This window comes from Geodermatophilus saharensis, from assembly GCF_900188205.1.
GTDB lineage: Bacteria > Actinomycetota > Actinomycetes > Mycobacteriales > Geodermatophilaceae > Geodermatophilus > Geodermatophilus saharensis.
The window spans coordinates 439670-466138 of record NZ_FZOH01000003.1; the positions used below are offsets into that span (position 1 = coordinate 439670).

20 protein-coding genes are annotated in these 26469 nt (G+C 75.3%); 11 read left to right on the top strand and 9 right to left on the bottom strand.

All coding sequences use genetic code 11. The annotated features are described in order from the left end of the window. Positions 1-2: 2 nt before the first annotated feature. The gene (locus CHC04_RS10040) at positions 3-749 is read right to left on the bottom strand and encodes a maleylpyruvate isomerase family mycothiol-dependent enzyme (protein WP_245817095.1); all 747 of its coding nucleotides are present in this window, start codon (positions 747-749) and stop codon (positions 3-5) included. A 148-nt stretch (positions 750-897) separates the two neighbouring features. Here CHC04_RS10040 and CHC04_RS10045 point away from each other — a divergent pair, with 148 nt between their 5' ends. From CHC04_RS10045 to CHC04_RS10055, 3 genes are all read left to right on the top strand, one after another. After that, positions 898-2643, top strand: coding sequence for a glycerol-3-phosphate dehydrogenase/oxidase (locus tag CHC04_RS10045; protein WP_245817096.1), 1746 nt, complete (start codon positions 898-900; stop codon positions 2641-2643). 30 nt (positions 2644-2673) lie between these two features. Then, the gene (gene glpK / locus CHC04_RS10050; RefSeq protein WP_089403759.1) at positions 2674-4188 is read left to right on the top strand and encodes a glycerol kinase GlpK; all 1515 of its coding nucleotides are present in this window, start codon (positions 2674-2676) and stop codon (positions 4186-4188) included. A 137-nt stretch (positions 4189-4325) separates the two neighbouring features. Continuing rightward, the gene (locus CHC04_RS10055; RefSeq protein ID WP_089403760.1) at positions 4326-4547 is read left to right on the top strand and encodes a hypothetical protein; all 222 of its coding nucleotides are present in this window, start codon (positions 4326-4328) and stop codon (positions 4545-4547) included. 39 nt (positions 4548-4586) lie between these two features. Here CHC04_RS10055 and CHC04_RS10060 read toward each other — a convergent pair whose 3' ends face one another. Then, complete coding sequence (locus CHC04_RS10060) at positions 4587-5213, bottom strand: hypothetical protein (RefSeq protein WP_089403761.1); 627 nt, start codon at positions 5211-5213, stop codon at positions 4587-4589. An 80-nt stretch (positions 5214-5293) separates the two neighbouring features. On the opposite strand from CHC04_RS10060, the gene CHC04_RS10065 reads away from it, so the two are divergent. Continuing rightward, entirely contained in the window at positions 5294-5917 is a 624-nt protein-coding gene (locus CHC04_RS10065) for a TetR/AcrR family transcriptional regulator (RefSeq protein WP_176449928.1), read from the top strand. 85 nt (positions 5918-6002) lie between these two features. Here CHC04_RS10065 and CHC04_RS24545 read toward each other — a convergent pair whose 3' ends face one another. Then, positions 6003-6434 (bottom strand): Ltp family lipoprotein, encoded by a 432-nt coding sequence (locus CHC04_RS24545; protein WP_217897283.1) that lies wholly within the window; start codon positions 6432-6434, stop codon positions 6003-6005. A gap of 849 nt (positions 6435-7283) precedes the next feature. Here CHC04_RS24545 and mshC point away from each other — a divergent pair. Both mshC and CHC04_RS10085 read left to right on the top strand, forming a co-directional pair. Continuing rightward, positions 7284-8549 carry a cysteine--1-D-myo-inosityl 2-amino-2-deoxy-alpha-D-glucopyranoside ligase gene (gene mshC / locus CHC04_RS10080; RefSeq protein ID WP_089403763.1) on the top strand — a complete coding sequence of 422 codons (1266 nt, stop codon included), beginning with the start codon at positions 7284-7286 and terminating at the stop codon, positions 8547-8549. Then, a complete protein-coding gene (locus CHC04_RS10085) occupies positions 8550-9578 on the top strand; it encodes an HD domain-containing protein (protein WP_089403764.1) in 1029 nt (342 codons plus the stop codon). Between the two features lie 7 nt (positions 9579-9585). Here the strand turns inward: CHC04_RS10085 and CHC04_RS10090 are convergent, their stop codons facing one another. Together CHC04_RS10090 and CHC04_RS10095 are read right to left on the bottom strand one after the other, a co-directional pair. Continuing rightward, positions 9586-10338 carry a potassium channel family protein gene (locus CHC04_RS10090; RefSeq protein WP_089403765.1) on the bottom strand — a complete coding sequence of 251 codons (753 nt, stop codon included), beginning with the start codon at positions 10336-10338 and terminating at the stop codon, positions 9586-9588. A 300-nt stretch (positions 10339-10638) separates the two neighbouring features. Further along, positions 10639-11502 carry a PAC2 family protein gene (locus CHC04_RS10095; protein WP_089403766.1) on the bottom strand — a complete coding sequence of 288 codons (864 nt, stop codon included), beginning with the start codon at positions 11500-11502 and terminating at the stop codon, positions 10639-10641. 163 nt (positions 11503-11665) lie between these two features. Between CHC04_RS10095 and metH the strand changes: the two genes are divergently transcribed. Next, positions 11666-15418 carry a methionine synthase gene (metH, locus tag CHC04_RS10100; protein WP_089403767.1) on the top strand — a complete coding sequence of 1251 codons (3753 nt, stop codon included), beginning with the start codon at positions 11666-11668 and terminating at the stop codon, positions 15416-15418. Positions 15419-15510: 92 nt separating this feature from the next. Here the strand turns inward: metH and CHC04_RS10105 are convergent, their stop codons facing one another. From CHC04_RS10105 to CHC04_RS10115, 3 genes are all read right to left on the bottom strand, one after another. Beyond that, positions 15511-16740 carry an acetate/propionate family kinase gene (locus tag CHC04_RS10105; RefSeq protein ID WP_089403768.1) on the bottom strand — a complete coding sequence of 410 codons (1230 nt, stop codon included), beginning with the start codon at positions 16738-16740 and terminating at the stop codon, positions 15511-15513. Next, positions 16737-18794, bottom strand: a complete 2058-nt coding sequence (gene pta / locus CHC04_RS10110) for a phosphate acetyltransferase (protein ID WP_089403769.1) — start codon at positions 18792-18794, stop codon at positions 16737-16739. Before pta ends, CHC04_RS10105 begins: the two co-directional genes overlap by 4 nt. A 189-nt stretch (positions 18795-18983) precedes the next feature. Next, positions 18984-20489, bottom strand: coding sequence for an AAA-type ATPase lid domain-containing protein (locus CHC04_RS10115; RefSeq protein ID WP_245817097.1), 1506 nt, complete (start codon positions 20487-20489; stop codon positions 18984-18986). A 189-nt stretch (positions 20490-20678) separates the two neighbouring features. On the opposite strand from CHC04_RS10115, the gene CHC04_RS10120 reads away from it, so the two are divergent. From CHC04_RS10120 to CHC04_RS10130, 3 genes are read left to right on the top strand one after another with little or no spacing between them, the layout of a single operon-like run. Further along, positions 20679-21722, top strand: coding sequence for an amidohydrolase family protein (locus CHC04_RS10120; protein WP_089403770.1), 1044 nt, complete (start codon positions 20679-20681; stop codon positions 21720-21722). Then, positions 21722-22486, top strand: a complete 765-nt coding sequence (locus tag CHC04_RS10125) for an iron-sulfur cluster assembly protein (RefSeq protein ID WP_089404032.1) — start codon at positions 21722-21724, stop codon at positions 22484-22486. The genes CHC04_RS10120 and CHC04_RS10125 overlap by 1 nt, the downstream gene beginning before the upstream one ends. Beyond that, a complete protein-coding gene (locus CHC04_RS10130; RefSeq protein WP_089403771.1) occupies positions 22483-23508 on the top strand; it encodes an NAD(P)-dependent alcohol dehydrogenase in 1026 nt (341 codons plus the stop codon). Before CHC04_RS10125 ends, CHC04_RS10130 begins: the two co-directional genes overlap by 4 nt. 45 nt (positions 23509-23553) lie before the next feature. Here CHC04_RS10130 and CHC04_RS10135 read toward each other — a convergent pair whose 3' ends face one another. Continuing rightward, the gene (locus tag CHC04_RS10135; protein ID WP_089403772.1) at positions 23554-23916 is read right to left on the bottom strand and encodes a nuclear transport factor 2 family protein; all 363 of its coding nucleotides are present in this window, start codon (positions 23914-23916) and stop codon (positions 23554-23556) included. 132 nt (positions 23917-24048) lie between these two features. Here CHC04_RS10135 and CHC04_RS10140 point away from each other — a divergent pair, with 132 nt between their 5' ends. Further along, on the top strand, positions 24049-26373 hold the full coding sequence (locus CHC04_RS10140; protein ID WP_089403773.1) for a transketolase-like TK C-terminal-containing protein: 2325 nt from the start codon (positions 24049-24051) through the stop codon (positions 26371-26373). Positions 26374-26469: the final 96 nt, after the last annotated feature.

The window sequence follows — 26469 nt, forward strand, 5'->3', positions numbered from 1 at the left end:
GGCTACTCCGTCCGCACGGCGCCGATCATCGCGGCCGCCTGCAGGCCGTCGCCGTCGACGGTGAGCACCTCCAGCGGCAGTCGCCGCCAGCAGGCCAGCAGCAGGTCGCCGGCGTTGCCGCGCAGCGTGGCCACCGGGCGCGGGCGCGACCCGGCGAACAGCGTCCGCTCCACCCCCGCGTCGATGGCGTGCAGCACCACCGGGTGCGCGCCCGGAGGCGGCCCGTCGGGCAGCGCGCCGGGGACGATGACCTCCAGCCACTCGTCGAGGCCGTCGAGCCCGAGCCGGGCCGGGATGGGCCGGACGTCGCCGAGGACCTGCTCGACGTCGGCGGTGTGCACCACCGCCTCGTGGCACTGCCGGCGCAGCACCCAGGCGACGTCGTGCGGCGGCGCCCACGTCCACACCGGGTCGGCGGGGTCGGCGGCGGCCAGCGCCGTCTCCAGCTCCGCGGCCTGCGCGACCGACCAGCCGAGCAGCTCGTCGTCGGGGTGGCGCGGCGGCTCTGGGTAGCCCTCCGGGGAGGTGGCCCGGGTGCGCACCACCCAGGCCCAGAAGTGCTGCACCTCGCCGAGGTGGCGCACCAGGTCGGTGAGCGTCCAGTCCGGGCAGCCGGGGACCGGTGCCCGCCAGCCCGCGGCCAGCACGGCCTCGGCGGCGGCGTCGGCGAAGCGGGCGTCGGTCCGGCTCAGCGCCGGCAGGTACTCCGAGGTGTCCATCGCATGGGGGTGCATCCGGTCGGTGTGCATCGCCGTCCCTCCTCGTGCCCGCCCGGCGACGCTAACGCCACCGGCGGCCGACCGGGCCACCCGCCGGCGTCGCCGGTGGGGGAGACTCGCGGGTGTGCGCGGGTCCCGGCCCGCGCACTGCCATGGTCCCCACCCAGGAGTGCTGCTGGTGTCCACCGCCCTCTCGCCCGAGGTCCGCACGCGCGCCCTCGCCCGCATGTCCGCCGACGTGCTCGACGTCCTGGTCATCGGCGGTGGGGTGACCGGCGCCGGCGCCGCCCTCGACGCGGCCAGCCGCGGCCTCACCGTCGGCCTGGTCGAGCAGCGCGACTGGGCCTCGGGCACCTCCAGCCGCGCGAGCAAGCTCGTCCACGGCGGGCTGCGCTACCTGGAGATGCTCGACTTCGCCCTCGTCCGCGAGGCGCTGCACGAGCGCGGCCTGCTCGTCGGCCGGCTCGCCCCGCACCTGGTGCACCCGGTGCCGTTCCTCTACCCGCTGCGCCACCGGGTGTGGGAGCGGGCCTACACCGGCGCCGGCATCGCGCTCTACGACGTCCTCGGCGGGCTGCTCGGCCGCGTCGGCGGGCAGGGCGTGCCGCTGCACCGGCACCTGTCGAAGAAGGCGCTGCGCCGGGTGGCGCCGTCGCTGCGGGAGGACGCCGCCGTCGGCGCCATCCGCTACTGGGACGCCAAGGTCGACGACGCCCGCCTCGTGCAGGTGCTGGTGCGCACCGCCGTCGGCCACGGCGCGCTGGCCGCCAGCCGCACCCAGGTGGTCGGCTACCTGGAGGAGGACGGCCGGGTCGCCGGCGTGCGCGCCGTCGACCTGGAGACCGGCCGCGAGCTGACCATCCGCGCCCGCCACGTCGTCGGCGCCACCGGGGTGTGGACCGACCAGACCCAGGAGCTCTTCCGCGCCCAGGGCCTCACCGTGCGGGCGTCGAAGGGGGTGCACATCGCCGTCCCGCGCGAGGTCATCGCCGGCGAGGACGGCATCATCCTGCGCACCGAGAAGAGCGTGCTGTTCATCATCCCGTGGCCCACCCACTGGGTGATCGGCACCACCGACACGCCGTGGGACCTGGCCAAGGACCACCCCGTCGCCTCCGCCGCCGACGTCGACTACCTCCTCGAGCGCGCCAACGAGGTGCTGGAGCGGCCGCTGTCGCGCGACGACGTCGTCGGGGTCTACACCGGGCTGCGGCCGCTGCTGCAGCCGGTCGGTGAGGAGGGTGCGGCGACGACGAAGGTGTCCCGGGAGCACACCGTGGCCACCGTGCGGCCCGGGCTGACCGTCATCGCCGGCGGCAAGTACACGACCTACCGGGTCATGGCCCGCGACGTCGTCGACATGGCGCTGGCCGACCGCGCCCCCGGCGAGGACCCCGACGCGCCGGTCCCGGCCTCGCTGACCGAGGAGCTGCCGCTGGCCGGCGCCGACGGCTACCGGGTGCGCTGGAACCGCAAGGCCCACCTCGCCCGCGCGCACGGCTGGACCGAGACCCGGGTGGAGCACCTGCTCGACCGCTACGGCAGCCTCGTCGACGAGCTGCTCGCCCTCGTCGACGCCGACCCCGACCTCGGCCGGCCGCTGGAGGGCGCGCCGGACTACGTGCGCGCCGAGGTCGTCTACGCCGTCACCGCCGAGGGCGCGCTGCACCTGGAGGACGTGCTCACCCGCCGCACCCGGCTGTCCTACGAGCAGGCCGACCGCGGGACGGCGTCGGCCCGCCCGGCCGCGGAGCTGATGGCCCGGCTGCTGGGCTGGGACGACGCGCAGCGCGAGCGCGAGATCGCCACCTACCTGGCGCGGGTCGAGGCCGAGCGGGCCGCCGAGGCGATGCCCGACGACACCTCCGCCGAGCGCGCCCGCCTGCAGGCACCCGAGATCCGGCCGTTCGCCGCGTCCGCCTGAACCCGTCCCATCCCAGCCAGGAGGTCAGCGTTGACCCGGTACGTCGCCGCCGTCGACCAGGGGACGACGAGCACCCGCTGCATCGTCTTCGACCACGCGGGGTCGGTCGTCGCCAGCGCGCAGGAGGAGCACCGGCAGGTGTTCCCGCGCGCCGGGTGGGTGGAGCACGACCCGGGGGAGATCTGGGGCAACACCCGCGACGTCGTCGGGCTGGCGCTGGCCCGCGCCGACGCCGTCGCCGGTGACCTGGCCGCCGTCGGGCTGACCAACCAGCGCGAGACCGCCGTCGTCTGGGACCGGGCCACCGGCGAGCCGGTGTACAACGCGATCGTCTGGCAGGACACCCGCACCGACGCGATCTGCCGGCAGCTCGGCGAGCTCGGTGGCGGCGCCGACCGCTACAAGGAGCGCACCGGCCTGCCGCTGGCCACCTACTTCGCCGGGCCCAAGGTGAGGTGGATCCTCGACAACGTCGAGGGCGCCCGGGAGCGGGCCGAGGCCGGCGAGCTGCTGATGGGCACGATCGACAGCTGGCTGCTGTGGAACGCCACCGGCGGCCCCGACGGCGGGCTGCACCTCACCGACGTCACCAACGCCTCGCGCACGCTGCTCATGGACCTGGCCACGCTGCAGTGGGACGAGTCGATCGCCGCGGAGATGCGGATCCCGCTGTCGATGCTGCCCGAGATCCGCTCCAACTCCGAGGTCTACGGGGAGGGGCGCAAGGGCGGCGCGCTGGCCGGGGTCCCGATCGCCGGCTCCCTGGGGGACCAGCAGGCGGCGACCTTCGGCCAGGTCTGCTTCACGCCGGGGATGGCGAAGAACACCTACGGCACCGGCAACTTCCTGCTGCTCAACACCGGGGAGACGGCGGTCCGCTCCGACAACGGCCTGCTCACCACGGTGTGCTACCGGCTGGGGGAGGAGAAGCCGGTGTACGCCCTCGAGGGCTCGATCGCGGTCACCGGCTCGCTGGTGCAGTGGCTGCGCGACAACCTGCGGCTCATCGGCGGCGCCGGTGAGATCGAGGCGGTCGCCCGCTCGGTGGAGGACAACGGCGGCGCCTACTTCGTGCCCGCCTTCTCCGGGCTGTTCGCCCCGCACTGGCGCTCCGACGCCCGCGGCGCGCTGGTCGGGCTGACCCGCTACGTCGACCGCGGGCACGTCGCGCGGGCGGTGCTGGAGTCCACCGCCTACCAGACCCGCGAGGTGGTCGAGGCCATGGACGCCGACAGCGGGGTGGCGCTGCGCGAGCTGCGGGTCGACGGCGGCATGGTGGTCAACGAGCTGCTCATGCAGTTCCAGGCCGACGTCCTCGGCGTCGACGTCGTCCGGCCCCGGATCGCCGAGACCACCGCGCTGGGGGCCGCCTACGCCGCCGGCCTGGCGGTCGGGTTCTGGGCCGACCGCGACGAGCTGACCGCGCAGTGGGCCGAGGACCGCCGCTGGACCCCGCAGATGCCCGCCGAGCAGCGCGAGCGCTACTACCGCAAGTGGCAGAAGGCGGTCACCCGCACGCTCGACTGGGTCGACGAGGACGACTGACGCCCGCCCGATCCGTCCTCTGTCGTTCCGTTACGGACCGCCATGGCGCGCCGGGGGAGGGTTGCACCCGGGCACCCGGCCCCGTTGTCTGCTGGCACCGGGCGCCGGGGAGCGGTGCCGTGAGGGGGGAGAACCGGATGCCGATCTGGACCGTGCAGACCGCCGCGGGCGAGGACGAGCGGATCGAGGCCGGGCTGCTGGCGACCGAGGGGGGCGCCCTCGTCGCGCTGTCGGACGAGGGCCTGCTGACCCGCGCGTGGGCACCCGGGCAGTGGCGGGCGGCGCGGCAGGTCGGTGACGGGGATGCCCGCCCGCCGGTCGGGCAGGACGACGTGCTGATCGGGCTGCCCCGCCGCTGACGACCGGCGCCGCGCGGTGTGCACGCCCGGCTGGCGTGATCAGCCGCGCTGCACGGCGGTGAGGGGCCGGTAGGGCTCCTCGCGGACGGCGTGCGCGGCGACCAGCTTCAGGGCCAGGACCGGCCCGAACCAGGCCAGCCCGGCGGGTGCCGCGACCAGCGGCGCCGCGACGACCGCGACCGTCACGATCGCCGCGGCCAGCGGCCGGCGCAGGTGGAGGGGCACGCCGACGACGGCCGCGGTGCCGGCGAGGCAGAGCACGTACCAGGCGGCGGCCCAGCCGAGGGTGGCGTCGGGGAGGAGCGCGGCCAGGACGAACGGGTGCACGTGCACCGCCGCGAACCCGACGGGGCTGCGGAGGACGCGCTGCGGCAGGGGCAGCCCCGGCGGGACCGGTGAGTGGTAGAAGCGCTTGGCCGACCCGAGCGCGTTGGCCACCACGCCACCGGCGACGTCCACGGTGAGCGCGGCGACGAGCACCCACTGCCACCACGACCAGGCGACGTCCTGGACCGCGGCCACGGCGAGCACCGCCCCGGTGGCCACGACGCTCGCCGTCCCGACCAGCCGGCGCTCGCCGGGCACCGCGCCGGTGCCCAGCAGCCAGTCCGGGGGCCCGTCCGGGAGCGCCCAGTCGATCCCTCCGTCTCGACAGGTGTTGGCCATGCGGCTAACTTGGTCGAGTGACCAAGCCGCTGTCAAGACCGACTCCAGGGACGGCGGCGTCGCGGCCCTACGGTGGGCGGGTGCCGGACGAGATCGACGACGGGACCGGGCCGGCCGGATCGGCGCGCGGCGCGCGGCGGCGGGACCAGCTGGTCCGGGCGGGTCTGGAGCTGCTCGCCGAGCGGGGGTGGTCGGGGCTGACCGCGCGGGCCGTCGCCGAACGCGCCGGCACGCACCAGGGGCTCGTGCACTACCACTTCGGCGGGCTCCCCTCGCTGAAGCGGGCGGTCGCCGAGACGGCCGTGCTCGAGGTCTTCGAGCCCGCCGTGGCCGCCCTCACGGCCGAGACCTCCTGGCCGGCGGGCGTCGCGGCGGTCCTGCGCACCACTGCTCAGCCGGAGGAGCCCCGGGCGGCGCGGATCACCGCCGAGCTCGTCGTCGCCTCGCTGCAGGACCCCGAGGTCGGGGAGCTGGTGCGCTCCGCGCTCGCCGACGCCCGCGCCCGGCTGGTGCCCTGGCTGTCCGCGACGGGGGAGGCCGAGCCGCAGGGGCTGGCGACCCTCCTGCTGGCGGCCCTCGACGGGCTGGTGCTCCACCGGCTCCTCGACCCCGCGCTCGCCCTCGACGACGTCGCCGCGGCCGCGGAGGCCCTGGCCGCAGCGGCCTCACCGTCGCCGTCGGCCGATCCCGGGACCCGGCCCTGACCCGGCGACGAGATGTGGCATCCGACTCGCCGCCGGCTGATCGGTCGAGGCTCCCGTCCGGAGGGCAGGGGCCGGGTGCCCGCCGTCAGAGGCCGACCGCGGAGGCCCCGTACTCGGCCTGCTCGGGCGTGAACCCCTCGAAGAGGAGCTGGTCGACGAGGCCCGAGCGCGAGAAGCTCTGGAACTCGAGATAGCTGTCGGCCTTCTTCGCCGCCTGCTCGTTCCAGTCGACGGGCGTGTTGTCGACGCCCCAGGTGGCCTCGGCGGTCGAGAAGCCCTCGAACTCGAGCTGCTCGATGAGTCCCGAGCGCGAGAACGCCTGGAACTCGAGGTAGCTGTCGGCCTTCTTGCCCGCCTGCTCGTTCCAGTCGACGGTCAGCTGGTCGACGGCCCAGGAGGCGTCGGCCGTCGGAAAGCCCTCGAACTCGAGCTGCTCGATGAGTCCCGAGCGCGAGAACGCCTGGTAGTCCAGATAGCTCTCGGCCTTCCTCAGGGCGTTCTGCTGGCTGACCGTCACTGCCGGCTCGGGGGCGGGTGCAGGTACAGGTGCAGGCGTCGACGTGGTCGCCGGTGCCGGCGCTGGTGCCGGTGTGGGGGTGGGACTGGGACTGGGGGTCGGGGGCGCTGCCGGCGCGGGAGCCGGGCTGGAGGAAGCCGCCGACCCTCCGTTGTCGGCGGATTGCTCAGCCCTGGGCGTGGAGCGGTCGGAGGCCGTGGTCGCGCTTCCCCCGGCCCCACCGGCTGCCGCTGCGATGACCACGGCCAGGCCGATCAGCAGCCAGAACCAGATCCGCCCGTAGATCGGCTTTCTGGTCCGCTGCGCCGGCATCTGCGCCGCCGTCCCCGGAGGAGGCCCGTAGCCCTGCGCGGGCCCGTAGCCCTGCGGCGGTCCGTAGCCCTGCGGCGGCCCGTAGCCCTGCGGGGGCCCGTAGCCCTGCGGGGGCCCGTAGCCCTGCGGGGGCCCGTAGCCTTGCGGGGGCCCGTAGCCCTGCGGGGGCCCGTAGCCCTGCGGCGGCCCGCCGCGGTGCTCGGGATCGTGGTTCCCGGGATCGCTCATCGTGGTGCTCCGCTCAGTGGTTGGCCAGAGCGAGGACGACGGCGGTCCTGTCCTCGTCGTCCATCGCTCATCCAGACAGAAACGGCCGTTCCTGTATCGGCAGTGTGTGCGGTCGCCGGCAACGGTGGTAGGGGGATCGCCCCTCGGCCGGACTCGTTGCCCCTCCTCAGGGCGACCACCCTGCACCTGCCGTGCTCCCCCGAGGTCGGGACCTGGCGGGCCAGGAGCCGAACCGACGACCGGCGGCCGCCGTCCCCAGGTCGGGGCGCTCCGGAGGGGACGGCCGGACACGCAACTAGGCTCGGCGTCGTGCTCGCCTGGCCCGCCCCGCTGCTCCCCACCCTCCCGGGCCACGGCCCGGTGCTGCGCCTGTTCGACACCGCGCGCGGTGAGGTGGTGCCCACCGAGCCCGGCTCGGTGGCGCGGATGTACGTCTGCGGCATCACCCCCTACGACGCCACCCACCTCGGGCACGCGGCCACCTACCTGGCCTTCGACCTGGTCAACCGGGTGTGGCGCGACGCCGGGCACGCCGTGCACTACGTGCAGAACGTCACCGACATCGACGACCCCCTCCTCGAGCGCGCCGAGCGCGACGGCGAGGACTGGGTCGTCCTGGGCATGCGCGAGACGGCGCTGTTCCGCGAGGACATGACGGCGCTGCGCGTGCTGCCGCCCGAGGACTACGTCGGCGCGGTGGCGGCCATCCCGCGGATCGTCGCGCAGGTGGAGACCCTGCTCGACGAGGGCCTGGCCTACGTGCTCGACGACGGCACCGGCGACGTCTACCACGACGTCTCCCAGGCCCCCGGCTTCGGCGCGGAGTCCGGCTACGACGAGGCCACGATGCTGGCGCTGTCGGCCGAGCGCGGCGGCGACCCCGACCGGCCCGGCAAGCGCAACCGGCTCGACCCGCTGCTGTGGCGCGGCCGCCGCGAGGGCGAGCCCTCCTGGCCCGGCCCGCGCGGCATCGCCGGCCGGCCCGGCTGGCACATCGAGTGCGCCACCATCGCGCTGGACACCATCGGCACGGGCTTCGACGTGCAGGGCGGCGGCAGCGACCTGGTCTTCCCGCACCACGAGTACTCCGCCGTCCACGCCGAGGCGCTCACCGCCGCCGAGACGGGGGAGAAGACGCCCTTCGCCCGCGCCTACGTGCACGCGGCGATGATCGGCCTCGACGGCGAGAAGATGAGCAAGAGCCGCGGCAACCTCGTCTTCGTCTCCAAGCTGCGCGGCGAGGGCGTCGACCCGATGGCCATCCGGCTGGCGCTGCTGTCGGGCCACTACCGCACCGACCGCGCCTGGACGCCGGACCTGCTGTCGGCCGCCGAGGCGCGGCTGGCCACCTGGCGCCGCGCGGCCGCGCTGCCCGCAGGCGCCCCGGCCGCGCCGGTGCTCGCCGGGCTGCGCGAGCGGCTGGCCGACGACCTCGACAGCCCCGGCGCGATCGCCGTCGTCGACGCCTGGGCGGCGGCCACCCTGGCCGGTGACGGTGAGGCCGAGGACGGCGCCCCGGCGATGGTGGCCGACGCCGTCGACGCGCTGCTCGGTGTCGCGCTGCAGGAGGGCTGAGTGTCCGGCGGGTTCCGGCTCACCGGCCGCGCGGCCCGCGAGGCGGCGGAGTCCGCGCTGGCCCCGGCCGCGGCCCGCGCGGCGGCCACCCGCGGCCGCGCCGTCGACGAGCCCGAGGACCGGCTGCGCACCGCCTTCGAGCGCGACCGCGACCGGATCCTGCACGCCAAGGCCTTCCGCCGGCTCAAGCACAAGACGCAGGTGTTCCTCAACCCCGACGGCGACCACTTCGTCACCCGCCTCACCCACACCCTGCAGGTCACCCAGGTGGCCCGCGCGATCGCCCGTGCGCTGGGCCTCAACGAGACCCTCGCCGAGGCGATCGCGCTGGCCCACGACGTCGGCCACTCACCCTTCGGGCACATCGGCGAGGACGCCTTCGACCCCTACGTGCCCGGCGGCTGGCACCACGCCGCGCAGGGGGTGCGGATCGTGGAGGTGCTCGAGCACCTCAACCTCACGGTGGAGGTGCGCGACGGCATCCGCGCGCACAGCTGGAAGATCACCCCGCCCCCGGCCACCCGCGAGGGCGAGTGCGTCCGCTACGCCGACCGGATCGCCTACCTGTCCCACGACGCGCTCGACGCCGTCCGCGCCGGCGTGCTGCAGCCCGGCGACCTCCCGGCGGTCGCCCGCGCGGCCTTCGGCGAGCCCGGCAGCGCGATGGTGGGGACGATGGTCGACGCCGTCGTCGAGGGGTCCCTGGCCGACGGCGGCCGCGTGGTCATGGCGCCCGGGCCGCTGGCGGCGATGCACGAGCTGCGGGCGTTCATGTTCGAGCACGTCTACGTCTCCGAGACCGCCGCGGGGCAGAAGCAGCTGGCCATCGACGTCATCCGCCGGCTGGTCGACCACCACCTGGCCCACCCCGAGCTCATCCCGCCGACCTACCGCGACACCGAGGCCGACCTGGTCACCCAGGTCGTCGACCACGTGTCCGGGATGACCGACCGCTTCGCCCTCGCCACCCACGACCGGCTCTTCGACGACGACGCCGCCGCCCGGATGACCCCGCTGCTGCGCCGCTGACCGCCGCTCAGACCACCGGGTCGTCGTCGGCCCGGGAGCCCGGCTGCCGTCCGCGCCACCGCTCCCCGAGCAGGCCGACGAGCAGGGCGACGAAGGTGACGAGGAAGACCTGGCCGACGAGCGCCTCGGTGACGGCCAGCAGGCGGCCGGGTGGGGAGACCGCGGCGAGGTCGCCGTAGCCCACGGTCGTGATCGTCGACAGGCTGAAGTACATGAACGTCGTCGTCGGCTCAGGGCGGCCGAAGAAGTCGTCCTGGGCGCCCTGGACGCCGAGGAAGGCGAAGAAGAACGCCAGCGCGATGAGCAGGTAGGCCGCCACGGCGCCCTGCACGGTCCGCAGCGTCACCTCGTCGTGCTGCAGCAGGCGGCGGATCACTGCGACGGGGGCCAGCGCGGACAGCACGATCCACAGCACCGGGGCGGTCCCGGAGTGGGCCACGGCGGCCTCGTCGGTGGCCCCGGGCAGCCGGGCGACGATCCCTGTGACGGTCACCAGCACGCTCAGCCCGACCAGCACGCCGGCCACCCGCAGCCAGTGCCGGGCCACCCCGGAGGTTCGCAGGGCCAGCAGCAGTGTCGCGCCGACGAACACCGTGACCACGACCTGCGCCGCCGACTCCGCCGGCCCGGCGCGCCCCGGGGTGACCCCCGCCAGCGACAGCGTGACCAGCGCGACGACGGTGAGGGCCAGCAGGGCGCCGAACCGGTCCAGGGACGGGGACAGGTCGTCGAAGGGCCGCAGCCGGTGCCGGATCGACACGCCACCTCCTCGCGGGGCCGGGACCGCCGCCGGGACGCGGCGCCGGCGACACGGTAGTGCGGGCCGGCATCGCGGGCGTTCCCCGCGCCGTGCCGGTGCTGCACCACCGGTGGTGGGCGAGGAACGCCCGCACCGTCGCCGTCCCGACCGTCATCCCCAACTACTGACGCACACCGGTGGCCGGGCGCGGGAGGGTGGCGCCGGAGGACCCCCCGGACGCCGAGATCCCGTGATCTCGACCGCCGGGACGGGCCGGGCGGGTCGAGATCACGGGATCTCGGCGGGTGAGGCGAGCGGGGATCAGCTCGGCGAGGAGCCCCGCCGGCGCAGGTAGCGCTCGAACTCGCGGGCGATCTGGTCGCCGTTGGCCTGGGACAGGTCGGTCTCGGTGGCGCGCTCCTCCAGCGAGCGCACGTACTCCACGACCTCGGCGTCCTCCTGGGCCATCTCGTCGACGGTCTTGACCCAGTCGTCGGCCTGCGCGGGCAGCCCGCCGAGGGGCACCGGCAGCTCGAGCACCTCCTCGACCCGCTGCAGCAGCGCGACGGTGGCCCGCGGGGAGGGCGGCTGGGAGACGTAGTGCGGGACGGCGGCCCAGAAGCTCACCGCCGGCAGCCCGGCCTGCACGCAGGCGTCCTGGAACACCCCGAGGATGCCGGTGGGGCCCTCGTAGCGGGAGGTCTCCAGCCCGTAGGCGCGGGCGGACTCCTGGTCGTAGGCCGAGCCGCTGACCGGCGTCGGCCGGGTGTGCGGGGTGTCGGCGAGCAGCGCGCCGAGGGCGACGACGGTCTGCACGTCGAGCTCCTGGCACAGCTCGATCAGCTCGGCGCAGAAGCCGCGCCAGCGCATGTTCGGCTCGATGCCCCGGATGAGCACGACGTCGCGGTCGCTGCCGGGCGGGCGGGCGACCGAGACCCGCGTCGTCGGCCACTCGATGCGCCGGCTGACGCCCTCGACCAGCGACACGGTGGGGCGGTTGACCTGGAAGTCGTAGTAGTCCTCGGGGTCGAGCGCCGCGAGGGGAGTGGCGTCCCAGATCAGCTCGAGGTGCTCGAGCGCCCCGGTGGCGGCGTCCCCGGCGTCGTTCCAGCCCTCGAAGGCGACCACCGCCACCGGCTGGTTCAGCTGGGGCAGGTCCTCGGGAGCGGACTTCGGGTCGGTCACCCCTGCGAGCCTACGTCGGTCAGGCCGCGCCGCCCGCGTGGCGCGGGTGGGAGGATGGCACGGGCCCGCGGGACCGCCTCCGACGGCGCAGGGGAACACGCGCGGGCCAGCGGCTGCTGCCCCGTGCAGCAGGACGTGCCGCCGACCGACCCCGAGGACGCCCGTGACCGACGCCCCGCAGCTCCGCCCCGACGCCACCGCGGAGCTCACCGCCCTGCTCGAGCAGCGCATCCTGGTGCTCGACGGCGCGATGGGGACGGCGATCCAGCGCGAGCGGCCCAGCGAGGCCCGCTACCGCGGCGAGCGGTTCGCCGACTGGCCCACCGACCTGCAGGGCAACAACGACCTGCTGGTGCTCACCCAGCCGGAGTTCGTCGCCGGCATCCACCGCGAGTACCTCGAGGCCGGCGCCGACGTCGTCGAGACCAACACCTTCAACGCCACCGCCATCTCGCTGGCCGACTACGGCATGGGCTCCCTCGCCCGGGAGATCAACGAGGCCGCCGCCCGGCTGGCCCGCCGCGAGGCCGACGCGATGACCGCCCGCACGCCGGACAGGCCGCGCTACGTCGCCGGCGCCGTGGGGCCGACCTCGAAGACGGCGTCCATCTCGCCCGACGTCAACGACCCCGGCGCCCGCAACGTCACCTTCGACGAGCTGGTCGCCGCCTACCGGGAGCAGGCCGGCGGCCTGGTCGACGGCGGCGCGGACCTGCTGCTGGTCGAGACGGTCTTCGACACGCTCAACGCCAAGGCGGCGATCGTCGCCCTGGAGACGCTGTTCGACGAGCGCGGCCGCCGCTGGCCGGTGATCGTCTCCGGCACGATCACCGACGCGTCGGGCCGCACCCTGTCGGGGCAGACCACCGAGGCGTTCTGGCACTCGGTGCGGCACGTGCGGCCGCTGGCCGTCGGGCTCAACTGCGCGCTGGGGGCGAAGGAGCTGCGGCCCTACGTCGCCGAGCTGTCGCGGGTCGCCGACACCTTCGTCTCCTGCTATCCCAACGCCGGCCTGCCCAACGCCTTCGGCGAGTACGACGAGGCGCCGGAGGAGACCGCCGGGGTGCTGCGGGGGTTCGCCGAGGAGGGGTTCGTCAACGTCGTCGGCGGCTGCTGCGGCACCACGCCGGCGCACGTGGCCGCCATCGCCGCGGCCGTCGCCGGGCTCCCGGCGCGCCGGCCGCCGTCGGTCCGCCCGGCGCTGCGGCTGTCGGGGCTGGAGCCGCTGACCGTCGACGAGGACTCGCTGTTCGTCAACGTCGGCGAGCGCACCAACATCACCGGCTCGGCGCGCTTCCGCCGCCTCATCCGCGACGGCGACTACGCCACCGCGCTCGCCGTGGCCCGGCAGCAGGTCGAGGCCGGCGCGCAGGTCATCGACGTCAACATGGACGAGGGGATGATCGACGGCGTCGAGGCGATGACCCGCTTCACCCGCCTGGTCGCCGCCGAGCCCGACATCTGCCGCGTGCCGGTGATGGTCGACTCCTCCAAGTGGGAGGTCATCGAGGCGGGGCTCAAGCAGCTGCAGGGCAAGTCGATCGTCAACTCGATCTCGCTGAAGAACGGCGAGGAGGAGTTCGTCCGGCAGGCCGAGCTGTGCCGCCGGTACGGCGCCGCCGTCGTCGTCATGGCCTTCGACGAGGACGGGCAGGCCGACACCCTCGAGCGCCGGCAGGCCATCTGCCGGCGCGCCTACGACGTGCTGGTGCACCGGGTGGGCCTGCCGCCGGAGGACGTGGTCTTCGACCCCAACGTCTTCGCGGTGGCCACCGGCATCGAGGAGCACGCCCGCTACGGGCTGGACTTCATCGAGGCCACCCGCTGGATCAAGCAGAACCTGCCGCACGCGCTCGTCTCCGGCGGCGTGTCGAACGTGTCGTTCTCCTTCCGCGGCAACAACCGCGTCCGCGAGGCCATCCACGCGGTGTTCCTCTTCCACGCGATCGCCGCCGGCATGGACATGGGCATCGTCAACGCCGGCGCGCTGGAGGTGTACGAGGAGGTCCCCGCGCCGCTGCGGGAGCGCATCGAGGACGTCGTCCTCGCCCGCCGGCCCGACGCCACCGAGCGGCTGCTGGAGATCGCCGGCGAGTACGCCGCCTCCGGCGCCGCGGGGGAGACCGCGACCGAGGAGTGGCGGTCGCTGCCGGTGGCCGAGCGGATCACCCACGCGCTGGTCAAGGGCGTCGACGAGTTCGTCGAGGCCGACACCGAGGAGCTGCGCGCCGAGATCGCCGCGCGCGGCGGCCGGCCGATCGAGGTCATCGAGGGCCCGCTGATGAGCGGCATGAACGTCGTCGGCGACCTGTTCGGCGCCGGCAAGATGTTCCTGCCGCAGGTGGTGAAGTCCGCGCGGGTGATGAAGAAGGCCGTGGCCTACCTGGTGCCCTTCATCGAGGCGGAGAAGCAGCCCGGCGACGTCGAGCGCACCAACGGCCGGGTCGTCATGGCCACCGTCAAGGGCGACGTCCACGACATCGGCAAGAACATCGTCGGCGTCGTGCTGCAGTGCAACAACTACGACGTCGTCGACCTCGGCGTCATGGTGCCGGCGCAGAAGGTCCTCGACACCGCCAAGGAGGTCGGCGCCGACGTCATCGGGCTGTCCGGGCTGATCACCCCGTCGCTGGACGAGATGGTGGGCCTGGCCGCCGAGATGGAGCGGCAGGGCTTCGAGGTGCCGCTGCTCATCGGCGGGGCGACGACGTCGCGCGCGCACACCGCGGTCAAGGTGGCGCCGCGCTACCACGGCCCGGTGATCTGGGTGAAGGACGCCTCGCGGTCGGTGCCCGTCGTCGCCGCGCTGCTGTCCGACGAGCAGCGGCCGGGGCTGCTGGCCGCCACCGACACCGAGTACGCGGCGCTGCGCGAGCGGCACGCCGCCCGCACCGACACCCGCACGCTGCTGTCCCTCGACGCCGCCCGCGCCGCGGCGCCGGCGATCGACTGGTCGTCCTACGAGCCGCCCCGGCCCCGCACGGGGACCGGTGTGCAGGTGCTGCGCGACTACCCGCTGGAGGAGCTGCGGGGCTACATCGACTGGCAGCCGTTCTTCACCGCCTGGGAGATGCGCGGCCGCTTCCCCGACCTGCTGCACAACCCGGCCACCGGCGAGGCGGCGCGGCGGCTGTTCGACGACGCGCAGGCGATGCTCGACCGGATCGTCGCCGAGCGCTGGCTGACCGCCTCCGGCGTGTTCGGGCTGTTCCCGGCGGCGCGGGTCGACGGTGAGGACGGGCCCGGTGAGGACATCGAGGTCTACACCGACGAGTCGCGGACGCAGGTGCGCGCGGTGCTGCACCAGCTGCGGCAGCAGACCGAGGGCCGCGACGGCGCCCCGCGCACGTCGCTGGCCGACTTCGTCGCGCCGCGGGAGACCGGGCTGCGCGACCACGTCGGCGCCTTCGCCGTCACCGCCGGGATCGGCTCGGCCGAGCGGGTGGCCGCGTTCAAGGCCGCCCACGACGACTACTCGGCGATCCTGCTCGAGGCGCTGGCCGACCGGCTGGCCGAGGCCTTCGCCGAGCGGCTGCACGAGCGGGTGCGCCGCGAGTTCTGGGGCTACGCGGCCGACGAGCGGCTGGACAACGACGCGCTGATCGCCGAGCGCTACCGCGGCATCCGCCCGGCGCCGGGCTACCCGGCCTGCCCCGAGCACACCGAGAAGCAGACGATCTGGGAGCTCCTCGACGTCGAGGCCTCCATCGGCCTGCGGCTGACCGAGTCGATGGCGATGTGGCCGGGCGCGGCGGTCAGCGGGCTCTACCTCGCCCACCCGCAGGCCCGCTACTTCAACCTCGGCCGGCTCGGCCGCGACCAGGTGGAGGACTACGCCCGCCGCAAGGGCTGGACCCTCGCCGAGGCCGAGCGCTGGCTCGCACCCAACCTGGGCTACCGCACCGACGACGAGTGAAGGACCCCCTCGCCCCCACCCCTCGCTGACGCTCGGGGTGGGAGCGTGCGAGGGGGCCGTTCCAGCACGTCGCCCGAGGGGCCTTCGTAGCGCTATTGGCTCCCCGGGCGGCCTTCGTCGCGCTGGTGGCCGTCCAGGAGGGCGACGGTCTGGCGCGCCATCTCCAGCTCCTCGTCGGTGGGCACCACCAGGACGGCGACCGGGCTGTCGTCGGCCGAGACCCGGCGGGCACCCGGCTCGCGGGCGGCGTTGCGCTCCTCGTCGAGGCGGATGCCCAGCCGCTCCAGCCCGGCCAGCGACCGCGCCCGCACGACCGGATCGTTCTCCCCGATGCCACCGGTGAAGGCGATCGCGTCGGTGCGGCCGAGCACGGCCAGGTAGGCGCCCACGTACTTGCGCAGCCGGTGGCAGAACACCTCGAGGGCCAGCGCGGCGGCGTCGTCGCCGTCGGCGATGCGCCGGTGCACCTCGCGCAGGTCGTTGGAGCCGGCCAGCGCGAGCATGCCGCTGGAGGAGTTCAGCGCCCGGTCGACCTCCTCCGGGCCGAGCCCGGCCACCCGGTGCAGGTGCGCCACGACGGCGGGGTCGACGTCGCCCGAGCGCGTCCCCATGACCAGCCCCTCCAGCGGGGTCATGCCCATCGAGGTGTCCACGCTGCGGCCCCCGGCGACCGCAGTGGCGCTCGCGCCGTTGCCCAGGTGCAGCACCACGCTGTTGACCTCCGCCACCGGCCGGCCGAGGAACTCCGCGGCGGCGCGGGAGACGAAGGCGTGCGAGGTGCCGTGGAAGCCGTAGCGCCGCACGCCGTGGTCGTGCGCCCACTGCGGGGGCACCGCGTAGGTGTAGGCGGACGGCGGGAGGGTGGCGTGGAAGGCGGTGTCGAACACCGCCACGTGCGGCAGGCCCGGGAAGGTCCGCCGGGCCACCTCGATGCCCACGGCGTTGACCGGGTTGTGCAGCGGGGCCAGCGTGGCCAGCTCCCGGATGGCGCGCAGCACGGCGTCGTCGACGAGCACCGGGGCGGAGAAGCGGTCACCGCCGTGCACCACCCGGTGGGCGACGGCGACCAGCCCGGCGTCGGCCAGCGCCGGGCCGCGCCGCTGGAAGGCGGCGAGCGCGGCCGCCAGCGCCTCCGCGTGGTCGGGCAGCGGCTGCTCCACCACGTCGGGGGGCCGTCCGGGCCGGGAGTGGGTGAGCCGGCCGGAGGGCTGCCCCACCCGCTCGGCCAGCCCCCACGCCAGCGCCTCCCCGGCGGCGACGTCGACCAGCCGGTACTTCAGCGACGACGAGCCGCAGTTGACGACGAGCACCCGCCCGGTCACGACTGCGCCTGGACGGCGGTGATCGCCACGGTGTTGACGATGTCCTGCACCGTCGCCCCGCGGGAGAGGTCGTTGACCGGCGCGCGCAGGCCCTGCAGCACCGGGCCGACCGCCACCGCCCCGGCGCTGCGCTGCACCGCCTTGTAGGTGTTGTTGCCGGTGTTGAGGTCGGGGAAGACGAACACCGTGGCCCGACCGGCCACCTCGCTGCCGGGCAGCTTGGTCCGCGCGACCCCGGCGTCGACGGCGGCGTCGTACTGGATCGGCCCCTCCACCGACAGCCCGGGCGCCCGCTCGCGCACCAGCTCGGTCGCCGCCCGCACCCGGTCGACGTCCTCCCCGCTGCCCGACCGGCCGGTGGAGTAGGACAGCATCGCCACCCGCGGCTCCACGCCGAAGCGGGCCGCGGTCTGCGCGGAGGTCACCGCGATCTCGGCCAGCTGCTCCGCGGTCGGGTGCACGTTGACCGCGCAGTCGCCGTAGACGAGCACCCGGTCGGCCAGGCACATGAAGAAGACGCTGGAGACGATCGAGACACCGTCGACGGTCTTGATCAGCTCCAGCGCCGGGCGGATGGTCTGCGCGGTGGTGTGGGTGGCGCCGGACACCATCCCGTCGGCCCGGCCGAGGGCCACCATCAGCGTGCCGGCGTAGGAGACGTCGACGACGAGGTCGCGGGCCGCGTCCATGGTCACGCCCCGGTGCGCCCGCCGCCGCGCGTACTCCACCGCCAGCTCCTCGCGCAGGCCCGGCTCGCAGGGGTCGAGCAGCCGCGCGCCGCCGACGTCGGCCCCGGCGCGGGCGGCCGCGGCGCGCACCTCGGCGGGGTCGCCGAGCAGGGTGAGGTCGACGACGCCGCGGCGCAGCAGCCGCTCGGCGGCCCGCAGCACCCGCTCGTCGGTGCCCTCGGGCAGCACCACGTGCCGGCGGTCGGCGCGCGCCCGGTCGAGCAGCTCGTGCTCGAACATCAGCGGCGTGGTCACCCGCGGCCGGGCCACCGCGGTGCGGTCGAGCAGCTCCTCGGCGTCGACGTGCTCCTCGACCAGGCCGACCGCGACGTCGATCTTGCGCTGCGCGCCGGGCCGGATCCGGCCGGGCGCGGACCCGGCGAGGGTGGCGGTGACGTAGGTGTCCTCGCCGGTGAGCACGACCGGCACGGCCGCCGGCAGGTGCTCCAGCAGCCGCATCAGCGGGGCGGCGGGCTCGATGCCGCCGGTGAGCACCAGGCCGGCCGGGGCGGGCAGCCCGCCGGAGAGGTGGGCGGCGACCACGCCGAGGACGACGTCGGCGCGGTCGCCGGGGGTGATGACCACGACGTCGTCGACCAGCCGCTCGAGCAGGTTGGGGATGGTCATGGCCGCCACCAGGACGCCGGAGGTCTCCCGGCCGAGGGTGGCCTCGTCGCCGGCCAGCGGCCGGGCGCGGCAGGCGCGGGCCACCTCGGCCATCGTCGGCGCGGTCAGCACCGCGACCTCCGGCAGCACGTACACCGGCACCTCGAGGCCGGCGACCCGCTCCCGCACGGCGGGCAGCAGCCGCGGCGGCACCCGGTTGGCGACGACGGCGACCACCTCGGTGCCGGCGTCGGCCATCGCGTCGCAGCCCACGCCGACGGCGACGGCGACGTCGTCGGGCCCGCGGTCGCGGCCGGAGACCACGCACAGCACCGGCAGCCCCAGGTTGGCCGCGATGCGGGCGTTGAGCGCCAGCTCCCGGGCGGCGCCGGCCTCGCTGAAGTCCGAGCCGACGACCAGCACCCGGTCGCAGCGGGCGGCCAGCGCCCGGTAGCGGGCGACGATCTCCGACAGGGCGCGGTCCTCGTCGGCGAGCACGTCGGCGTAGGTCACCCCGGTGCAGGCGTCGGCGGGCAGGTCGGTGGAGGCGCGGGGGAGGAGCAGGTCGACGACCCCGTCGGTGCCCTCCCGCGCGGACACCACCGGCCGGAAGACCCCGAGCCGGCCCACCCGCCGGGCCAGCAGCTCGAACACCCCGAGCGCCACCGCGGACTTGCCGGTGGCCGGCTCGCAGCCGGTGACGTAGAGCCCGTCCGACACCGCCCCACCTCCTGCCCGCGACCCTAGGGCGGTGCGGCGGCCCGGGCAGGGCGGCGGCCCGGGTGCGGCCCTGGACGCCGAGATCCCGTGATCTCGACCGCCGGGACGGGCCAGGCGGGTCGAGAACACGGGATCTCGGCGGAGCGGGGGCGGGGATCAGCTCGGCGAGGAGCACCCGCGTGCGCAGGCTCAGCCCGAGCGGGGCGGGACGGCGATCTTGTACTGGGCGATCTTGCGGTAGAGGGTGGCCCGGCCGATGCCGAGCTCCTCGGCGACGCGCGTCATCGTGGTGCCGGGCTCGGTCAGGCACCGCACGATCTCGTCGCGCTCGAGCCGCTCCAGCCGCGACAGCGGGCGGCCGCCGCCGTCGAGCACCTCCGGTGCCAGGTGGTGCACGTCGACGACGTCGGCGCGGCTGACCGCCTCGCGCACCACCCGCCGCAGCTGCGCGACGTTGCCCGGCCAGCCGTAGCCGGCCAGCGCGCGGGCGGCCCGCGGGGTGAAGGACACGCTGCGGTGGCGCTCGTGGCGCGCCGTCCAGCCGGCCAGCGGCAGCACGTCGTCGGGCCGGGTGCGCAGCGGCGGGACCTCCACGACGGCGTCGGCCAGGCGGGCCAGCGGGTCGGGCAGCGCGGCGTAGTCCGGAGCGGTGAGCACGAACGGCTGCGGCCGGCCGGGACGGCGGACCGCCGCCAGCACCTGGGCGAGCTCCCCGGTCGCCCACGCCGGGAGGGTGTGCAGCCCGGAGACGATCACGCAGGTGTCGGCGTCGCGCAGCGCGGGGGTCCACAGGTCCAGCCACGGCGCGACGTCCCCGGCCTCGGGCGCGCGGGCGTGCAGCAGCCGCTGCCGGCCGGGCAGCCGCCGCCGGGCGAGCGCGGCCAGCGTCGCCTTGCCCGCGCCCGGCTCCCCGACGACGACGGCCGCCCGGCCCCCGGCGACGGCGGCGCCCGCGGCGTCGACCGCCGACCGCCACGCCGCCGACACGCAGGGGTCGCCGTCGTCAAGGGCCAGCGACCCGCCGACCACCCGGTACACCTCCCCCCGCGGCGCCGGCCGCAGCAGGGGCCGCCCGCCGCCGTGCCCTCCCGTGCGCACCGCCATCAGGGCGCTGGTCGCGCTGGCCGCCGTCTGGGCCAGGCCCAGCAGCAGGTCGGAGGAGGAGTCCGACCAGGTGGTGAGGTTGATGCTCCCGGCCAGCTCGCCGGTGGCGGGCTCGAGCACGGGGGCCGCGGCGCAGGTGTAGCCGCGCAGCTCGGTGCACCAGTGGTCGCCGGCGCGCACCAGCGTCGGCGTCCGGTCGGCCAGCGACAGCCCGAGGCCGTTGGTGCCGGCGTGGCGCTCGCTGTAGGAGAACCCCGGCGCCAGGTGCACCCGGTCCAGCGCCCGGCGGATCGAGGCGTCGTCGCCGAGCCGGGCCAGCACGAACCCGGCGGGGTCGGCCACCATCAGGCTCACCGGCTCGTTGGCGATCGTGGCCTGCAGGTCGGTGAGCACGCGGTGCGCGCACTCGTAGAGCAGCGAGCCGGTGTCCGGCGACCCGGTGAACACCGGCACGACCTCGTCAGGGGGGACTCCGTAGCCCTGGCTGCGCCGCCAGGAGGCGCGCACCCGCGGCGCGGCGCCCCGGGCGGCCAGCGCCGGGTCGGGCAGCGGATCAGGCAGCGGATCCGGCACCGGCACCAGCTCGTCCACGGGGCCTCCCGGCCGGCCGTCGGGGTCTGCGACGTGTGGCCTGTGTCACGGCAATGTACGCGGCCCGAGGGCGCAGAGCGGTGTCTCAGAGTGAGACGACCGGGCCGTGGGCAACCGATCCCCGCGTCTCTAGCGTCGACGCTGCAGAGGTGACCCGCCTCACAGACCGGAGCCGACGGAGGCCGACGGATGTACACCAAGGACGGCGAGCAGTACTACGTGGTGGACTCCCACATCGCGCTGTGGGACGCCCGCCCGGAGAACCAGCGCAACATCCACGGCAAGCAGTTCATCGACTGCTTCTACGACTACCACCGCAACCTGTCCCCGGAGTCCGAGGTCTGGGGCTACGAGGAGTACCTCTACCAGGGCGGCGAGCGGCTGATGCGCGACGTGTTCGCCGACGGCATCGTCGACCACGCGGTCTTCCAGCCGGCCCGGCTCGCCGAGTTCTACCACCGCGGGTTCGGCCAGACCGAGGAGGCCTTCGCCCTCGCCCAGGCCCACCCCGACAAGCTGACCTACAACCACTACTGGGACCCGCGCGACGGCGAGAACGGCCTGGACGCGCTGCGGGCCAACGCCGAGCGGATGAACCTGCAGGGCGTGAAGCTCTACACCGCCGACTGGCACGGGGAGTCCCGCGGCTGGAAGCTCACCGACCCGATGGCCTACCGCTACCTGGAGGCCTGCCGCGAGCTCGGCATCCGCAACATCCACATCCACAAGGGCCCCACCATCCGCCCCCTGGACCGCGACGCCTTCGACGTCGCCGACGTCGACCACGCCGCCACCGACTTCACCGACCTCGACTTCGTCGTCGAGCACTGCGGCCTGCCGCGGCTGGAGGACTTCTGCTGGATCGCCACCCAGGAGCCCAACGTGTACGCGGGCCTGGCCGTGGCGATCCCGTTCATCCACACCCGGCCGCGGTACTTCGCGCAGATCATGGGCGAGCTCGTGTACTGGCTCGGCGAGGACCGCATCCTCTTCGCCAGCGACTACGCGCTGTGGACGCCCAAGTGGCTGGTCGAGCGGTTCGTGGACTTCCAGATCCCCGAGGACATGACCGAGTACGCCCCGCTGAGCACCGAGGTGAAGAAGAAGGTCCTCGGCCTCAACGCCGCCCGGCTCTACGGCCTCGACGTCCCGGAGCACCTGCGGCTGCCCGGGGCCGACGAGACGCAGACCGGCCCGCGCGAGCCGGCCGCGGCCGACCTGGCGTCGGTGTGATGGCCGCCGTCCTCACCGCGCGGCTCTCCGAGGCCGACGTCCGGGCGGCGCTGGGCACCGTCGTCGACCCCGAGCTCGACGAGCCGATCACCGACGTCGGATTCGTGCGCTCGGTGGCCGTGACCGAGGGGCCGGCGGGCGCCGCCGTCGAGGTGCACCTGCGGCTGCCCACCTCGTTCTGCGCGCCCAACTTCGCCTGGCTGATGGTCTCCGACGCCCACGACGCGGTGTCCGCGGTGCCCGGGGTGGCGTCGGTGGTGGTCGAGCTCGACGACCACTCCGACTCCGACCTGATCAACCGGGGGCTGGCCGCGGGGCTCGGCTACCGGGGCACCTTCGGGCACGAGGCGGAGGACTCCCTCGACGGGCTGCGGGCCACCTTCCGGCGCAAGGCGCACACCGCGGCGATGGAGCGGGCGCTGACCGCGCTGCTGCGCCGCGACCGCGCCCTCGACGTCGCCGCGCTCACCCTCGGCGACCTGCCGGCCGGGGAGCACACCACCGCGGCGCTGCTGCGCCGCCGGGAGGCCCTCGGCCTGCCGACCGACCCCGCTGCCCCGGTGCTCGTGCACGACGACGGCAGCCGCCCCGACCCCGCGCAGGCCGAGGCGGTGCTGCGCCGGGCCCGCTCGGTGCGCATCTCCGTCGACGGCAACGCGCACTTCTGCCGGGGCCTGCTCACCACCCGCTACCCGGGGTCGGAGGCCGACCAGACGCCCCGCCCCGATGACCGACCGCTGATCCCCCTGGAGGTGCGCTCATGAAGGCCGTCCGCGTGCACGAGTACCACGTCGACCCCTCGATCGACGACGTCCCCGAGCCGCGGCTGCAGGGCCCCCTCGACGTCATCGTCAAGATCGGCGGCGCCGGGGTCTGCCGCACCGACCTGCACATCCTCGAGGGCCAGTGGGCCGAGCTGCAGGACCCCGACCTCCCGTACGTGATCGGGCACGAGAACGCCGGGTGGGTGCACGCCGTCGGGGAGGGGGTCACCAACGTCGCCGTCGGCGACACGGTGATCCTGCACCCGCAGCCCAGCTGCGGCCTGTGCCTGGCCTGCCGCGCCGGCCGCGACATGCAGTGCGAGAACGCCTTCTTCCCCGGGTTGTCCAACGACGACGGCGGCATGGCCGAGTACCTGCGCACCACCGCCCGCGCCTGCGTCAAGCTCGACCCCTCGACCAACCCGGCCGACGTCGCCGCGCTCGCCGACGCCGGCATCACCGCCTACCACGCCGTGCGCAAGGCCCTGCCGCTGCTGCCCCCGGGGACGACGGCGGTCGTGCAGGGCGCCGGCGGGCTCGGGCACATCGGCGTCCAGTGCCTGGCGGCGCTCTCGGGCACCCGGGTGGTCGTCGTCGACCGCAACGCCGACGCCCTCGAGCTCGCCCGCCGGATCGGCGCGGACGAGACCGTGGTGGCCGACGGCGACCAGGTGCAGGCGGTGCAGGAGCTGACCGGTGGGGGCGCCGACGTCGTCTTCGACTTCGTCGCCGAGCAGGGCGCGGAGATGGACGCCTGGCGCATGACCGCCCCGGCCGGCTCGCTGTACGTCATCGGCTACGGCGGCGAGCTGCGCATCCCGACGCTGGAGTTCGTCGCCGCGGAGAAGAACGTCGTCGGCAACATCGTCGGCACCTACACCGACCTGGCCGAGCTGATGGTGCTCGCGCAGGCCGGGAAGGTCACCCTGCACACCCAGCAGTACCCGCTCGAGCGGGCCGTGGACGCCATCCGCGACCTCGACGCCGGCAAGGTCCGCGGGCGCGCCATCCTCGTCCCCTGACGGGCGGCCGTCCCCGCACCTCACCATCCCGGGGCCGTCGGCGGTCTACCGCTCGTAGCGGACGTCCATGCGCCGCACCAGCCCGTCGGCGGCGAACTGGTACACGTGGCGGACGGTGGTCCGCGACAGCAGCGTGCCGGCCGGGTCGCGGACGACCAGCGCGACGGTGACCTCCACCGAACCGTCGGGGCGGTCCCGGATGGTGGTCGGCCGGGCGGAGGGGCGGATGTGCGCCCACTGGCGCTCCCAGTAGGCGCGCACGGCGTCACGCCCGTGCACGCGGCCGCCCTCCCAGGCGTTGGGCCAGTCGACGTCGGGGCTCAGCACGTCGAGCACCGCGTCCAGGTCGTGCGCGCTGTAGGCCCGGTACAGCGCCCGGACGACCTCGTCGCGGTCGGGTTCGGTCATGGTCGGTGGCCTCCCGGGACGGCGGTCCGGTGGAGGCCAGCGTCGCACGGACACCGGGCGCGGCGGGACCTCGGCGCGGGGGAGCCGGGGGCGCACGGGATGCTGGCCCCCCACCGTCCGACGGGAGAGACCATGACGATCGCCGCCCCGCGGCCGCCCGCCACCGGCTCCGACGACGCCGCCCTGCGCGACATCGAGCAGCGGGTGCTGTGGCTGGCCACCGCGGTGGTCGACCACGCCAACCGGGTGCGCCCCAACCCGAGCGGGCTGAAGGTCGGCGGCCACCAGGCCTCCAGCGCCTCGATGGTGACGATCATGACGGCGCTGTGGCTGGAGCAGCTGCGCGCCGACGACCGGGTGTCGGTCAAGCCGCACGCCTCCCCGGTGCTGCACGCGCTGGAGTTCCTGCTCGGGCAGCTCGACGCCTCGTGGCTGACCACGCTGCGCGAGTTCGGCGGCCTGCAGTCCTACCCGTCGCGGCTGAAGGACCCGGTGCCGGCGGACTACTCGACCGGCTCGGTCGGCATCGGTGCCACCGCGCCGATCTGGGGTGCGCTGGCCCGCCGCTACGTCAACACCCAGTTCGGCGCGGGTGGCACCGGGCGGCAGTGGTCGCTGGTCGGCGACGCCGAGCTCGACGAGGGGGCGATCTGGGAGGCCGTGCTCGACCCGATGGTCGCCGAGCTCGGCGAGGTCGTGTGGGTCGTCGACCTCAACCGGCAGTCCCTCGACCGCGTCGTCCCCACGATGGGCGCACCCCGGCTGCAGGGGATGTTCACCGCCGCCGGCTGGCAGGTGCTCACCGTCAAGTACGGCCGGCTGCTCGAGGAGCTGTTCACCCGCCCCGGCGGGCCGGAGCTGCGGGCCCGCATCGACGGCATGAGCAACGCCGAGTACCAGCGGATGGTCCGCCGCGCCCCGGCCGAGCTGCGCGCGCACCTGCCGGGGGAGGGGCCGGGCGCGGCCGCGGTCGCGGGGCTGATCGAGGGCGTCCCCGACGCCGACCTGGTCGCCGCCGTGCGCAACCTCGGCGGCCACGACCTCGCCGCGCTGCGGCAGGCCTTCGCGCAGATCGACGACACCCGCCCGACCGTCGTGCTCGCCTACACCCTCAAGGGCTACGGCCTGGCCACCGAGGGCCACCCGCAGAACCACTCGGCACTGCTCACCGAGGCCCAGCTGCACGAGCTCGCCGCCCGGGTCGGCGTCGACCCGGCCGATCCCTGGGCCGGCTTCCCGGCCGGCAGCGCCCCGGCCCGGCTGCTCGCCGACGCGGCCGAGCGGCTGGCCCGGCCCCCGGTCGACGACGTCGCCGTGCCCGCCGTCCCCGCCGACCTCGGCCGCACCCCCTCGGGCACCGCCACCACCCAGGCGGCGCTGGGCCGCACCCTGCTCGACCTCAACCGCGCCGCGCCCGAGGCCGGCCGGCGGGTGGTCACCGTCAGCCCCGACGTGTCGAGCTCGACCAACCTCGGCGGCTGGGTGAACAAGGTCGGCGTCTGGTCGCACGAGGACCGCCGGAACTGGTTCGCCGACGACCCCGAGACGATCCTGCACTGGCGCGAGCGGCCCTCCGGCCAGCACGTGGAGCTCGGCATCGCCGAGACCAACCTGGTCGGCGCGCTCGGCGAGCTCGGCGCCACCTGGTCGCGCTGGGGCCAGCCGCTGCTGCCCGTCGGCGTCCTCTACGACCCCTTCGTCGGGCGGGCGCTGGAGCCGTGGTCGTTCACGATCTACGCCGGCGGGCAGTCGCTGCTGGTCGGCACGCCGTCGGGGGTCACGCTCGCGCCCGAGGGGGGCGCGCACCAGTCGATCACCACGCCGTCGATCGGCCTGGAGCAGCCCGGCTGCCTGTCCTACGAGCCGGCGTTCGCCCTGGACACCGAGTGGTGCCTGCTCGCCGCGCTCGGGCAGATGGGCCGTCCCGGCGGCCAGTCGGCCTACGTGCGGCTGTCGACGCGCCCGGTGGAGCAGGCGCTGGCCGCGGTGCCGGCCGACCCGGCGGCCCGGGAGCGGCGCCGTCGCCAGGTGGTGGCCGGCGCCTACCCGCTGCGGCGGGTGCCGCGCCCGGCGGTGACGCTGGCCGCGATGGGCGCCGTCGTCCCCGAGGCCCTCGCCGCCGCCGAGCGCCTGGACGGGCTCGGGTTCCCCGCCGACGTCGTCGTGGTGACCAGCCCCGGGCTGCTGTTCCGCGCCGCCCAGGCCCGCCGCGGGCTGGACGAGGCCTCGCCGTGGGTGCTCGACAACGTGCTGCCCGCCGACCGGGCCACCCCGCTGCTCACCGTGCTCGACGGGCACCCGCACACGCTGGCCTTCCTCGCCGGCGTGCGGAACGTGCCGGCCACGCACCTGGGCGTCACCCGGTTCGGCCAGAGCGGTGACCTGGACAGCGTGTACCGGTACCACGGCCTCGACGTCGACTCGCTGGTCGGCGCCGCCCTCGACCTGGTCGACTGAGGAAGGACCCCGCTGCCCCCCGCCACTCGCACGCTCGCGGCGGGACCCTGCAGCGGGGCCGCCTGGTGCCCTCCACGCCTCGCTCCGCTCGGCGCG

Coding starts and splice junctions, on each gene's coding strand:
- CHC04_RS10040 (WP_245817095.1), bottom strand. CDS start 749: ATGCACACCGACCGGATGCACCCCCATGCGATGGACACCTCGGAGTAC.
- CHC04_RS10055 (WP_089403760.1), top strand. CDS start 4,326: ATGCCGATCTGGACCGTGCAGACCGCCGCGGGCGAGGACGAGCGGATC.
- CHC04_RS10060 (WP_089403761.1), bottom strand. CDS start 5,213: ATGGCCAACACCTGTCGAGACGGAGGGATCGACTGGGCGCTCCCGGAC.
- CHC04_RS10120 (WP_089403770.1), top strand. CDS start 20,679: ATGTACACCAAGGACGGCGAGCAGTACTACGTGGTGGACTCCCACATC.
- CHC04_RS10125 (WP_089404032.1), top strand. CDS start 21,722: ATGGCCGCCGTCCTCACCGCGCGGCTCTCCGAGGCCGACGTCCGGGCG.
- CHC04_RS10130 (WP_089403771.1), top strand. CDS start 22,483: ATGAAGGCCGTCCGCGTGCACGAGTACCACGTCGACCCCTCGATCGAC.
- CHC04_RS10135 (WP_089403772.1), bottom strand. CDS start 23,916: ATGACCGAACCCGACCGCGACGAGGTCGTCCGGGCGCTGTACCGGGCC.
- CHC04_RS10140 (WP_089403773.1), top strand. CDS start 24,049: ATGACGATCGCCGCCCCGCGGCCGCCCGCCACCGGCTCCGACGACGCC.